The organism is Clostridia bacterium (assembly GCA_017410375.1).
In the GTDB taxonomy this organism is placed as follows: domain Bacteria; phylum Bacillota; class Clostridia; order RGIG6154; family RGIG6154; genus RGIG6154.
Genome location: JAFQQW010000005.1, coordinates 1 through 13274 on the forward strand (window position 1 = coordinate 1; position 13274 = coordinate 13274).

At 44.1% G+C, this 13274-nt stretch carries 6 protein-coding genes and 3 tRNA genes; 2 read left to right on the top strand and 7 right to left on the bottom strand.

Annotated features, from left to right (window positions below; genetic code table 11):
• Together IJE10_00690 and IJE10_00695 are read left to right on the top strand one after the other, a co-directional pair.
• Nucleotides 1-5677 (top strand): InlB B-repeat-containing protein (locus IJE10_00690; protein MBQ2966625.1); only part of this gene is annotated, 5677 nt, incomplete at its 5' end.
• 58 nt (nt 5678-5735) lie between these two features.
• A complete protein-coding gene (locus IJE10_00695; protein MBQ2966626.1) occupies nt 5736-6944 on the top strand; it encodes an S-layer homology domain-containing protein in 1209 nt (402 codons plus the stop codon).
• A 41-nt stretch (nt 6945-6985) separates the two neighbouring features.
• Here the strand turns inward: IJE10_00695 and IJE10_00700 are convergent, their stop codons facing one another.
• The 7 genes from IJE10_00700 to IJE10_00730 all read right to left on the bottom strand — a co-directional run bounded on the left by IJE10_00700 (nt 6986) and on the right by IJE10_00730 (nt 13262).
• Complete coding sequence (locus tag IJE10_00700) at nt 6986-7975, bottom strand: aldo/keto reductase (protein MBQ2966627.1); 990 nt, start codon at nt 7973-7975, stop codon at nt 6986-6988.
• Between the two features lie 72 nt (nt 7976-8047).
• Nucleotides 8048-8121, bottom strand: a tRNA-Gln gene (locus IJE10_00705).
• A gap of 60 nt (nt 8122-8181) precedes the next feature.
• Nucleotides 8182-8257: transfer RNA gene (locus IJE10_00710), tRNA-Pro, on the bottom strand.
• Nucleotides 8258-8271: 14 nt separating this feature from the next.
• Nucleotides 8272-8356, bottom strand: a tRNA-Leu gene (locus tag IJE10_00715).
• A gap of 242 nt (nt 8357-8598) precedes the next feature.
• Nucleotides 8599-9573: a stage II sporulation protein P gene (locus IJE10_00720; protein MBQ2966628.1), complete on the bottom strand. Its 975-nt coding sequence runs from the start codon at nt 9571-9573 to the stop codon at nt 8599-8601.
• A 40-nt stretch (nt 9574-9613) separates the two neighbouring features.
• Entirely contained in the window at nt 9614-10519 is a 906-nt protein-coding gene (locus IJE10_00725) for a GPR endopeptidase (GenBank protein MBQ2966629.1), read from the bottom strand.
• A 79-nt stretch (nt 10520-10598) separates the two neighbouring features.
• Nucleotides 10599-13262: an S-layer homology domain-containing protein gene (locus IJE10_00730; protein MBQ2966630.1), complete on the bottom strand. Its 2664-nt coding sequence runs from the start codon at nt 13260-13262 to the stop codon at nt 10599-10601.
• Between the last annotated feature and the right edge of the window lie 12 nt (nt 13263-13274).

Consider the following 13274-nt stretch of genomic DNA (forward strand, 5'->3'; position numbering starts at 1 on the left):
CGGCGGTGCGGTTACAACCATTACCGTAACCTACGGCGATGCAATCGGTTTGCAGATGCCCTCTGACCCGAGCAAAACAGGTCATACCTTTGTTGGTTGGAAAGACCAGAACGGCAACGCTGTAACAAATGCAACAATCGTTGAAGACGATATGCAGATTACAGCAGAATATACTGTAAACGATTACACTTTAACATTTGATCCCGATAACGGCGGTGCGGTTACAACCATTACCGTAACCTACGGCGATGCAATCGGTTTGCAGATGCCCTCTGACCCGGCCAAAGCAGGTCATACCTTCGTTGGCTGGAAAGACGGCAACGGTAACCCTGTAACAGATGCAACAATCGTTGAAGACGATATGCAGATTACTGCAGAATATACCGTAAACGATTATACTTTAACCTTTAATCCCGATAACGGTGAGGCGGTTACAACCATTACCGTAACCTACGGTGATGCAATTGGTTTACAGATGCCCTCCGACCCGACTAAATCCGGTTGGACCTTCATGGGATGGGAAGACCAGAACGGCAACCCCGTAACAGATACAACAATCGTTGAAGGCGATATGCAGATTACTGCAGTATGGCAGCAGGTTGTTGTAGGTAGCTTTACCGTAACCTTTGTGGTTGATGGCGCGACCTACGAAACCATCACAGTAGCAGACGGCGCTCCTATCGGCGGCCAGATGCCTGATGATCCTGTTGTAACAGGTAAAAACTTCTTGGGTTGGAAAGACCAGAACGGTAATGCGGTATCCTCTGGAACAACTGTTACCGAAGACTTGACTGTTACTGCAGAGCTTGAGACCATTCAGGTAACGGTTAACTTTAAGGTGGATGCTGCAGCGGCAACGCCTGTACATGCAACCTTAACCCGTGATTATGGCTGGACACTTGCTGAAGATGATGTAACAGAACCCACATTGCAGGGTTATGTGTTCAAGGGATGGATTTTCTATAACGGAACACCTGTTGAATACGGCGTAACACAGTTTACAGAAGATGTAACCGTTTATGCAAAATGGGAACCCGGCAATGTAAGCTATACCGTAAACCATTATGTACAGAAGCTTGATGATACATATGAGCTGATTACGGAAACAAAGACAGGTACTACAGGTGCCGATACTGAGGCAGAAGCGAAGACTGAATATAACGAGTCGCATGATACCCAGAGCTTCAGCCAGAAAACCATTCAAGCTGACGGCACTACCGTGGTTGACATTTACTATAACTTAAAACAGTTTACTGTAGTCTTTGAAGCAAACGGCGGTTTATTCTCAGATAGCAGTATCAAGAAGGAAATTGAGTACAAGTACGGCGAAGCATTGAATGTAAGATGCCCCTTAGATGCTTCCAGAACAGATTATCTGTTCAAGGGATGGTATTCCAATGCCGAAGGTACCGGTGATGAAGTTGTTACAACCACCGTTGTGAAAAACGGCTTCACCTTGTATGCAAAATGGGAACTCATTCCTGCAGACAGCTTTGTGGTAACGTTTAAACTGGAAGCAACCGATACCGACGATTATGCTTCTATCTATGTAGAAGACGGTCAGACAATTGGCGATAAAATGCCTGCAGATCCGACCAAGACCGGCTACACCTTCCTGCGTTGGGAAGATGAAAACGGCAATGTTGTGGATGAAAACTATGTAGTGTCTGCGGCAACAACGGCTGTAGCAGTTTGGGAAGTTCAGACCTATACCGTTCGTTTCTTTAACGGCGCGGAAGCAGTTGCAGGAAAACAGCTGGGCGATAACCTGTCGGTTGAATACAACGACAATGTGGAAAATGCAGAATACCCGACAGAAGCAATCAAGGCGGCTGAAAATGTAAAAGCAATCGGCTACATCAAGAAAGCAGACTGGGCAGCATTTTATAACAATGACAAGCACGAAGTATTTGCACAGTGGATGTACGTAAATCCCGAAACCGGTGCATGGGAATTGTTTGATGAAAATGTAGCCATTACCGGGGATACCGATGTACATCTGCTCTTAAAGCGTATTTTCTTCATGATTGAAAATGACCGCTTACCGCAGGCGTTCCAGGTACAGGCACACTACATCGATTCTGCTGACAATTATAACCCGACAAAGGGTGAGCCTACTCGTTTAAGAGATACAGGTAAAGACCTCTTAGCAAGCTTCAATAAGCAGATGGATTGGGCTTTGGATATGGACATCTTTACTGAAAAAGAAGCTAAGCTGTTCAATAAGCTCGCTGACTTAGATCTGATTACTGAAAACAGAGAAATCAAGATTTCCAAGCTTCCGGTTAAAATTACAACAGTAATTAAGGTAGAAGACATTGAAAAAGAAGTAAAACAGTACATTGAAAACGCTCTTGAGGATCCCGATCAGTTGGATTCTGTACTGGCAATGGTAGATATCCAGTCTCTGATTGCGACCATCGGTATTGATAAGATTATCACCGGCTTACCGGATGATGTTCTGCTTACACTGTTAACCGATACAAACAACAGAGAGCTGGTTGTCAATGCTATTTATGATAATCTCAGCAATCCTATACTCCAGAAACCCATTACCGATTATCTGAAGGATGAAATCATCGGCAATGAGGAATTCAGAGAACAGCTGGCAGCAACTGTAGCAGGCAGCCTGATGAACAGTCTGGATGATGAAAAATTGCTGAGCCTGATGAAGGGACCCTTAAAGGAAACTGTTATTGACTATGTAGTAGACAATGCGACCGGCACTTTGAAACCGACCATCATTTCGTTCTTAGAAAAGGAAGCTAAAGATCCGGACAGTGCATTCTTTGCGGACCTTTTGGCAATCATCAGACAACACCTGGAAGATGATGCACTCTTAAGAAAAGAAATTTTGAGCAACAGAGTATTGCTTGAAACCATGCTTGACTTCTTTGAAGATGATGTAATCGACCTGATTTCGACTACAGACGCATTGATTGAAAATGCACTTAAGCAGGACAACGTAAAAGCGGACTTCCTGGATGAATTGGTTGAAAGTGAACACTTTATAGAAGAGGTTTTGCATGTTCATCCCGAATATTTAACCAACATGGTAAAAGACGGCGGTGATTTGCATGCAACAGCAGAAAGTGCATTACAGAGTGATGCATTCAAAGCGGATATTTTTGAAGCTTTGAAAGCAGATTCCTCCTTTGCGGCATTCTTTACTGCAGGCTCTGCTTTGGAAACGGTTGTTTCTGACCTTTTAGAAGGCGAAAGAGATGCAATCTTAGCATACATCACCGAAGGAACAGGCGATTATTCCGATTACGACAGCCAGATTGAAGCGGCTGTTCAGGCAAAGGGCTTTGCAGACCTTGCTGATTTCAGAAACGCATATGCGCTTCTTGATAGCACACAGCAGGCAGATGCTTGCAGCGAAATCTGGGCAGAACTTAAGCCTGAAATTGTAACACTTGCTATGGACAGCTTTACGCAAACCGGTGTAGACAACGACCTGGCAAACGATGCCCTCGCAAAGGTAATGGCAGATTATCTGGACAAAACCTTACCCACAGGTATTGATGAAGCTTTGATTGATACAATCTTTGTAGCATATGTAAACGACACACTGCACGAAACCGGTCTGCACGCAGATATTGCCGCACTGATTGAATCGGTTAAGACTGAAGTGAAAGACGTTTCCAACGGACCGCTGGCAGGTATGAGCACAGACGAACTGATTAACTTTGTTAAGACCTACAGAGACGATCATCCGGATGAAGTAAAAGACGTTCTGCACACCTCTTACGATGTAGTGGAAGATTATGTTTTAGACGGTATTACAGATTCAACTGCGGCAACCTACGACCCGACTCTGTATGCTGAAATTGATGAACTGGTAGCAGACCACGCATCTGAGGTGCAGGATAATGTAATCATTTCGTTGATTAACGAACTTTTAAATCATAACATCGACTTACTTGATGCATACATCGAGCTTTTGATGGGCGATGAAACTGAGCTTAGAAAATGCGTAACGCTGTTCATTGAAAGTGATTCCTTTGACAAACAGTTTGTGACTACCTACAGAGCAGGTATTACAAGCACCATGACTGTGGATGATTATGCAGATATCTTGCTTAAACTTGCACAGGAAGCGGTAAACGAAGAAGCTGCAGACGGTGCTTTGGGCACAGCATCGACAGACCTGATTTCCGATATGGTTTCCGAATTTATTCAGGATACCTCCGATGATACGGTTATCACCGTAAAATCCTATATCGGAAGATTTGTGGAAAATGATCTGGATGTTGACTTTATCAAGACCAATCGTGCGATAATCGACCAGGTATTGATTGATGCAGATGTTGCAGACCTGATTGACACCGATATGATTAAGAAGTATGTGGCTGAAGTGAATAAGAGAGGCGAAACCGACGAGCTGGCTGATATGATTTACGGCTATCTGAAGGATTTGCAGTACTACAAAGACTTTATTGCGGCATTCAAGAACGGCGATGACAGCTTTGAAGTAACAAAAGACAGCGCGGTATTTGCTTCCGCAATTGCAAACGCAGTATCCAGATTCACCTATGAAGAAATCATTGTTATGGTAGACAATCCGGTTGTGGATAAGGTTCTTGAGGTAATGGGTGACCAGTTCCTGAAAGAAATGTTTGATACCGCAACTGCAGATTATGCAAAGGGACTTCAGGATACAGTAGACGAAGTACAGGCAGACGGTCAGACCCGTGAATACACCACTTCGATTATTTTCAAAGCCAACGTAGTTCAGCTTTTGAATGATATCTACGAAAAAGCACAGCTTAAGGCTGAAGAAAAGCTTCTTGAATACCCGGCATTGCGTTATGATGAAAACGAATATCTGCAGTTCATCGTACAGCACAATCCGATTGATGAGCTTTTGATTCATGTAGGTCCTGCAACTGATGAGCTTACAGGCTATAAGCTTAAAGACACTGCAGATACCATGGATTATCTGGATTATGCAGAGAAGATGGTTATGATTGCAGACGATGCAATCTTGTGGTATGGCGATACTGCAAACCTTTCTGAAGCTGAAATCGAAGCTTTGTTTGATGCAATCTATGGCAAAGCAGACAAAGCACAGGCAAAGATTAACGAGTTGCTGATTGAATTTGAAGCAACCGGTGATTTGCCCGACAAGGTGGAAAAACTTATCAATAAGGTTTCTAAAGTCAACGAACTGCTTGACAGATTTGAACCGAAGATTGATAAGGTAATTAACATCTATTTAGACAGCGCGTATAGCGATATTGGCGAAGAAAAGCCCAAGAAAGCTTACGATATTCTGCTTGGTATTGAAGAACCTGTAATTACAGTTGATTTCCTGTATGATATCTTCTACAGTAAAGAACCGAAATTGCAGGCAAAACTCAAAGAAAAGATTGACGACGGTACTTTGCAGAAGGCAATCGACAAGTTCGAAAGCACAAGCATTAAGGAAATCGTTGACAGACTTGGTAACGAAAAGGCAAGCACTTACGCTGAAAAACTGGATGAAATCAAGAACAGCGGCAGAGTGGAAAGCGCATTCGATTCTCTCTATGATGTGCTTGTAATGGTTGCAGATCAGGGCGTTGATGTACTCAAGGCACCTGCCAATACCAATACGAAGCTGATTGTTGTGGATGCTTATCAGATTAACATCCGCGGCGTGAAATTCACAATTCAGAGAGATATGAGATAACAAATGGGGGAGTTTGGGCAGAGAAATCTGCCCATTTCCCAATTGAAAGGAGATTGGTATGAAAAGGATATTGAGTATTATACTGGCAGCATTGTTTATTTTTTCCGTTTGTATGAGTGTGCAGATTTTTGCGGACACACCCACAACCGAAAAAGCAGAAATTGTATTTGACGATGTGGATGCAAATACAACCCGAGGCAAAGCAATTTATAAAATGGCAAAGGCAGGTATCATTGTGGGTGACGGTGACGGCACATTCCGCCCGAACGATCCGATTACCCGTGGTGAGCTGACAAAAATTGTAAATATGATTTTCGGTTACACCGAAAAGGCGGACAATAACTTTACAGATGTAAATGATACCCAATGGTATAAGGACCATGTGCTGATTGCACAGAAAGCAGGCTATATCAAAGGCTATGAAGATAACACCTTCCGTGGTGACAACAACATCACCCGTGAAGAAACCTGCACCATTTTAACCCGCGTGGATACGCTTGTTGATTTGGGGTATCATCCGGTTATTACCGATTCGGTTTCCGACTGGGCGAAGCCTTATGTGGAGCTGGTTATCAGTAACTTTATTATGACTCTGGAAGAAGGCGGTAAATTCCGTGCGACCGAAAATATAACCCGTGCAGAATTCTGTGAAGCTTTTTCGCGTTATGTTATGGATGCACCGAAACCGCCGGTGGAAGAAAAACCTGATGAGCCTGAAAAGCCGGAGGATAAAGAAGATAACAACACAGGAAACACAGGGAATACGGGCAACACCGGCAACACCGGCAATACCGGAAATACAAGCAAGCCGGGAACATCCTTTAAACCACCGGAAAGCTGGGAAGTGGATAATTCTCAGAACAACAACGAGAATACCGGTTCCGGTGATGAGACGACAACACCGCCCGAGCCGGAAGTGTCCATTGCAGAGCAGAATGCAGAAATCATCTCACATTTGAATACTGCACTGGAATTTTTAGGTAATATGAGTATCGGTAATGAGGCAGAAGATACCATTGTAAATGATACCTACTCTGCAATCGAAATTGTAATTGCCAGTGCAACCGATGATGTGCTGATTGATGCAGATTTCGTGGCTTCTCTTTGCGAGTATGAAATGAGTGTTGTGGCTGAAGCTTATGAAAGCATGAGTGCGGAGGAGAAAAAGACGTTCAAAGATAAATTTACCTACGGTGATGGGGATGACACCATTGCATTTAATACACTTTACACTATTTTTGAACCGCTTAGAAATATGATCAGATAAAAAAACGCTTGCGTACAATATGTACGCAAGCCCTTTTTTTATTAAAGAACAATCTGATCGATTTTTTGCAATTCCTCGGCAGAAAAAGTAATGTTTTCGGTTGATTTTAAATTTTCTAAAATTTGTTCGGGTTTGGAAGCACCAATCAAAACAGAGGTTACGGCAGAGTGGTTTAAAACCCAGGCTAAAGCCATTTGTGCAAGGGACTGACCGCGCTCCTTTGCGATTTCATTAAGCTTCTGAACCTTTTCCATTCGCTCGGGGGTTAGTGCGGCTTCGGTTAAAAATCTGCCGCTGGTGCGGATTCTGGAATCCTCAGGAATGCCGTCTAAATAGCGGTCGGTGAGAACGCCTTGCTCTAAGGGACTGAAAATAATGACGCCCTTTCCTTCTTTCTCGGCAGAAGCTAAAAGTCCGTTCTTTTCTACGGTTCTGTCTAAGATGGAGTATCGATTCTGGTTGATGATAAAGGGGCAGTTCATTTCTTTTAAAAGAGCGGAAGCTTTTTCCATCGTTTCACCGTTGTAATTGGATAAACCTGCATACAGTGCCTTACCGCTGTGCACGGCAGTTGCTAAGGCGTGCATGGTTTCTTCTAACGGTGTTTCGGGGTCCATGCGGTGGTGATAGAAAATGTCCACATACTCAAGTCCTAAACGCTTTAAGCTTTGGTCCAGGCTGGAAAGCATGTATTTTTTACTGCCAAAGTCGCCGTAAGGACCATCCCACATAGTGTAGCCTGCTTTGGTACTGATGACCAGCTCGTCCCGGTACGCAAACATTTCTTCTTTTAAAATTTTGCCCAAATTTTCTTCTGCACTTCCGGGCAGGGGACCATAGTTATTTGCAAGGTCAAAATGTGTAATGCCGTTATCAAAGGCGGTAAAACACATTTGCTTCATGTTGTAGAAACTATCGTTTGTACCGAAATTATGCCAGAAACCCAAGGAGACGGGTGGTAGCTTTAAACCGCTTTTGCCACAACGGTTATACTGAATTTCGCTGTAGCGGTTTGCATTTGCTGTATACATTTTGTTTCATCCTTTCGTTTTTATCGAAAAATAAAAGCATGCTCTGCTGATTCAGCCGAACACACTCTAAGATGGCAGCGGAAATAGGATTCGAACCCATACAAAACGAGTCAGAGTCGTTTGTGCTACCCTTACACCATTCCGCTATATTTAACTTTTTTAGCGCCCATAAGAAAGACGGTTAACGTTCTTTCTTATGGTCACTATGGTCGGAGTGACAGGACTTGAACCTGCGACCACTTGACCCCCAGTCAAGTACGCTACCAGCTGCGCTACACCCCGGTACAAAAAAGATATGGTGCGAGTGATGGGACTTGAACCCATACGCCGTTAAGCACACGCCCCTCAAACGTGCCTGTCTGCCAGTTCCAGCACACTCGCGTAAACGTTCCGGAGAACAAAAAACATTATACTACATTTTTAACCGTTTGTCAATAACTTTTTTGCAAAAAAACAAAAATATTTTTATTTTGGGAAATAGACGCGGAATATGGTGTTGAGTGGGTCGGGCGGTTCAAAACCGTATATGAAGCACAGCTTTTTTTCAATGAATATAACCAGTACAAACAGTACGATAATAGCCAGGGTACTTTTTAAAAATATTCGCAATATAAGATGCTCCTTTATTTTATATATGTATAAAAAGCATCTGCCAAAAGTAATGCACTGCGCTTTGCTTCTTCCAATGTGTTGCCGTTGGTGCCAATTTCCAGAATTACGGTGCAGGGGGTAAGCTGTTGGTTGAAGCGTTCTTTGCGGAGACTCAAGGGACGCATGGCACCGGGACAAATTTGTTCAACAGAGGCGTGCAGTCCTGCGGCAAATTTTAAATTTTCCCGCCAGGCAGGATGGGTAAGATTGGTGTCTGTACCCACCACCAGCATCAGTTTTGCAATTTTTTGCCCATCTCTGGTTGCGGAGAGAGGCACCTTTGTGCCGTCCTCTAAAACAATTCCGTCCCGATGCAGATCCAGCACGATTTCAATGGAAGGGTATTTTTTTAAGTACCCTGATATCGTTTCGGCAGAATTGGCATATGAGCCGTTGTAGTTGGGATAGTCATGTAAGGTTTGATCGTGCAGAACACAAAAACCGTATTGGGTAAGTGTATCCTTTAAAATCTTGCCCACCGCAATCATATTGCGCTCTTTGTCGGTAGAGCGGTTATCTGTTCCCGAAAAGGACTCGGTGGCGTGGGTGTGCACAATCAGAATCTGCGGTGCATCCGTTTGCTTTTTGGGAGGCTTGTAATTTTTCATTTCCGATATAAGATCGACTGTTAAAGCCGTGTTGTTCTGAACAGGAAACGTGGAATAGTCATAGTTCGTTTTATTGGCAGTTTTTGCAGACGTAAAAACAGGAGTTGTTTTTTGTTTGTCGGGCACCTCTTTTTTTTCGGCAGGCGTCATGGCTTCTTTTAAGGTGCTTGCCACAAATGCAGGATAAGAGGTATGTCCCTGTTGCAGAGCGTAGGCGGCATAGGTCGTACCAAGACAAAGCTCCGTGGGACAGTAGGGAAGCAGACAGCCTAAAAAGGCTATCCCGATGCCGGACAGCAGGAGCAATATAATAAATGCGAGTCTGGAATTTTGTAACATATATAGCCCTCCACACTATCCTATGCTCTAAAACCCCGATTTATCCCACATAGTCATAGATTTGCTCTATGGTCAGATTGTGTAAGGTAAGATTGATTCCGGCTGCCACTAAGTTTGACATGTGGGTGATAATCCGATCCACATCCTTTGGCGTTACAAGCAGATTTTCGGTATCGGAAAGAGAAATTTCCAGTGCTTTTGTGTCCGCACCTGCTTGTTGGAGCGCATCATAGGCAAGGGTTTTGGCATCCACAACCATAGGAACGCCGATAGCAATTACCGGAATGCCTAAGGTTTCTTTGCAGAGGGCAGAACGGGTGTTGCCGATGCCCGAACCGGGGCTTATGCCGGTATCGGACAGCTGAACGGTGGTGCTGACCCGTTCCATGCTGCGCGCCGCCAAAGCATCAATGGCTAAAATAGCTTTGGGGCGAACTAGAGGAATAACCTGCTTTATGATGTCCGCAGTTTCCATGCCCGTCAGCCCCATTACCCCGGGTGCAAGACAGCTGACCTTTCCCAAATCTTTAACCGCCTCAGGTGCTAAAGCACAAAGATGTCCGGTTACAATCAGCTTATCGGTGACCTTGCTCCCTAAGGCATCGGGGGTAATATTTCGGTTACCGAGTCCGACTACCAGAACACTATCCTCGGAAGAAATATCTAAAAGTGTATGAAGCGCCTCTTTTAATGCCAGGCTGCCTGCTTTGTAAAAAAGATGTCCGTATTCCTTAAAGGCGGGCATCTCAATGGTGATATAGGTGCCGATTTCCTTTTGCAGAGCCTGCTTTCCTTTTTCGTTTAAAATTTCAACCGTGGTAATTTTTAACCCGTCTTTGTCAACGGTTTTTGCGCGCACGCCGTCGATTTCGGTGACTTCGCCTGCGTTTTCGTGATACATTTCCTTTGCTTCAAGGGCAAGGTCGGTACGAAGCATTTTAATCACTCCTTTTTACCTAGTTTGTCCTTTTTTTTCATTCGAAAAGATGTAATTCATGGAAAAAATTAAACCGCCTTTTGGCGGTTTAATTTACGGTCCAGACAATAACGCGAACCTTATTATTCTCTTTGTAGCATTGAATGGAGCCTGAAGATAAGTCAACATCCTCCGGAGAAATCCATTGATAGTGCCAGTCTAAGTTGTAGTGCTTATATACCGCAAGTCCCTCGCCTAATGCGTATTTCTGACCGCTGCTCATGTAAACATATTTATCGTCTATGTTGGTAACGGTTCCTGCAAGCTTGCTGAGTGCTTTTGCGTGGGTTAAAGCGCCGTTTTGCAAAATATACTGAATGGCATTGTTAGTGTTGATAGGAAAGGCACTGTTTGCCGAGTAGGTTTGTTCCACACCGTTTACGTTGATGACATACTGTCCGCTGGCGGACATACCTCCGATTGATTTATTTACTTCGGTTACAACACCGTAGTTCCAGAGATCTCCGGTGGCATCGTTTAAAAACAGCTCATCAATCTCACCTGATTGGTTAAAGCCTACGTACGCAATGTTGTTTTTGTTTAAGGTAATGTTGTGGAGCTGTTGCGGAAATGCCTTTTCGTAAATGGGTACACGAGATGCGTTTCTATACCCGACAATATCTAAAATTTCAACGTCCTCCGCAACGGTTTTGCCGTCTAAGGTCATTTTGGTTGCATTGAAGGTGCCGTTTAAATCCGGGGTCTGATTGGTTCTTGCAATACTGCTTACTCCGTTTTTGGTGGTTACGGTTACAATTTCGCTTCTGGCAGATTCAAAGTCCTGTTTGCCCGTTTTTACCTCTAAGGTGTTGCCGTCTGCCGTAGCGACAGTTGCATAGTAGGCATATTCGGTGTTTCCGCTTTCGGTGATGTATTCCTTTGTGCCGGTGCCAATCAGCAGACCGTGCTGAACGATTTGTGTATCGCCTGTTACAACATCGGCAATGGCACCGTCTCTGCCCAGAAGAACTGTTACGGTGTCGCCAAGTCGTACGTTTCCTCCCGATGCTAATTTTTTAAAAGCGGTGGCACTTTCAATACTTAAAGTGTTTCCGGAAATCACAACAGACGAAGGGTTGTCCTGATTGGGTGTTGCTTTTTCGTAAATACCGGTGAGAGAGTCGCTATATGCCCATACCAGATTTAAGTCCTCTGCATAATAAACCACATCATGCAGACCGATTTCGTTGCTTGTAACCGTTTTGCCGTTGCGGATTACAGAAGCATTTTCCGCAATGCCGTTTTGAGACATCCATGCGTTGCTTAAAACGGTATAAGGTCCTTTTAAGGTTGCTTTCTGATGTAACAGATAGTCAACGTCTCCGTCTTTATCGTAAGCTATTTTCAAAGTGTCTCCGGTTTGCATCTGACTGCGAATATCCGAAAGCGTACCCGAAAGTCTGCCGGAATAACAAACTGTAGCATCATCTATCGCAAGGGTAGAGGTGCTTTTGTTTTCATAAATTAAAATATCGGTATTCACAACCGAAAAAACGGGATGTGTTTTGATGCTTTGGGTATCCGGCATAAAAACAGCGATGGTGTCGCCGTTTTGAATAAAGGCATCACCCTTTTGCCCGACCATAGAGCTGTTTACAATACCGTTCATTTTGTAGGTGCCTGCAGAGGTTAAAATGCTGTCTTTGCCAACACTTTTGTCCTCAGTCTGGGTTGCGAGCAAAACGATATCCTCTGCTAAAGTGTAGTTTAAATCAGTTTTGCGGTGAATCACATAATCGGTATTACCCAACGCATCATAATAAACGGTAAGCAGGTCACCGGGATTGAATTTTGCAGTGGACACGTTTGCGGTTTGTGTGCCTGTATAGCAAATCAGGTCATTGCTTAAATACAAATCGGATGTGTTACCTTCTGTCTGTACGGTGATGCTGTTGCCTTCCGCCTTATATACACTATAACTTTCCGAAGTTTGGGCATTGGGAATAAAAAGCTCTAATGTATCGCCGTTTTTAATGAATGCGGCACCTTTTCTGCCAACCAGAGAGCGGTTAAAATGGTCGCCGATTTTATACGTTCCTGCAGAGGTTAAAACTCTGTCTGCACTGATGCTTTTGTTTTCGTTCTGGGTTGCAATAACGGTGGTGTCTTCCAGATACGCATAATTTAAGCCGTTAATCAGCTCATTCTGCGAACCCTTTGCTTTTGTGTTTAAGGTGTTGTAGAGCAGCTGCATAACGTCCCTGCGTAGCAAGGTGTCACCCGTAAATTTATCCATATCTTCAAGCAAATCCAGGTTTTTGGCAAGGCTCATGGGACCCGAGGGCCACACTTTTCCGTAGTCCGCTTCACTGTAGCCCAAAGTTTTTAGAAGAATGGTTACCCCCTCTTCTAAAAGCACCGTGTTATCGGGTCGGAAGGTGGAGTCGGGATATCCGCTTACCAGATTACTGTCGGATGCCAATGCAATGTAAGGGGCAGACCAAAGGGTATAAGGAACATCTCCAAAGGGTGAGGTGGATGAAATTTCCGGCACCGCATTGCGATAGGGCGAAGCCATAATGGCAACCTTTACAAATTCAGCACGGGTTACCGGGCGTTCCGGATGAAAATTACCGTCGGGGTCGCCCACCATAATGTTTAAAAGGGAGAGAAGCTCCTGAATCTGTGCATCGTTTTCCACTTTTGCAAAGCCTGTTACGGGCAAAGAGAGAAATATGCACAAAATCAATAGAACAGAAAGAAGTTTTTTCATAGCTTTATCCTT

Coding starts and splice junctions, on each gene's coding strand:
- IJE10_00695 (MBQ2966626.1), top strand. CDS start 5,736: ATGAAAAGGATATTGAGTATTATACTGGCAGCATTGTTTATTTTTTCC.
- IJE10_00700 (MBQ2966627.1), bottom strand. CDS start 7,975: ATGTATACAGCAAATGCAAACCGCTACAGCGAAATTCAGTATAACCGT.
- IJE10_00720 (MBQ2966628.1), bottom strand. CDS start 9,573: ATGTTACAAAATTCCAGACTCGCATTTATTATATTGCTCCTGCTGTCC.
- IJE10_00730 (MBQ2966630.1), bottom strand. CDS start 13,262: ATGAAAAAACTTCTTTCTGTTCTATTGATTTTGTGCATATTTCTCTCT.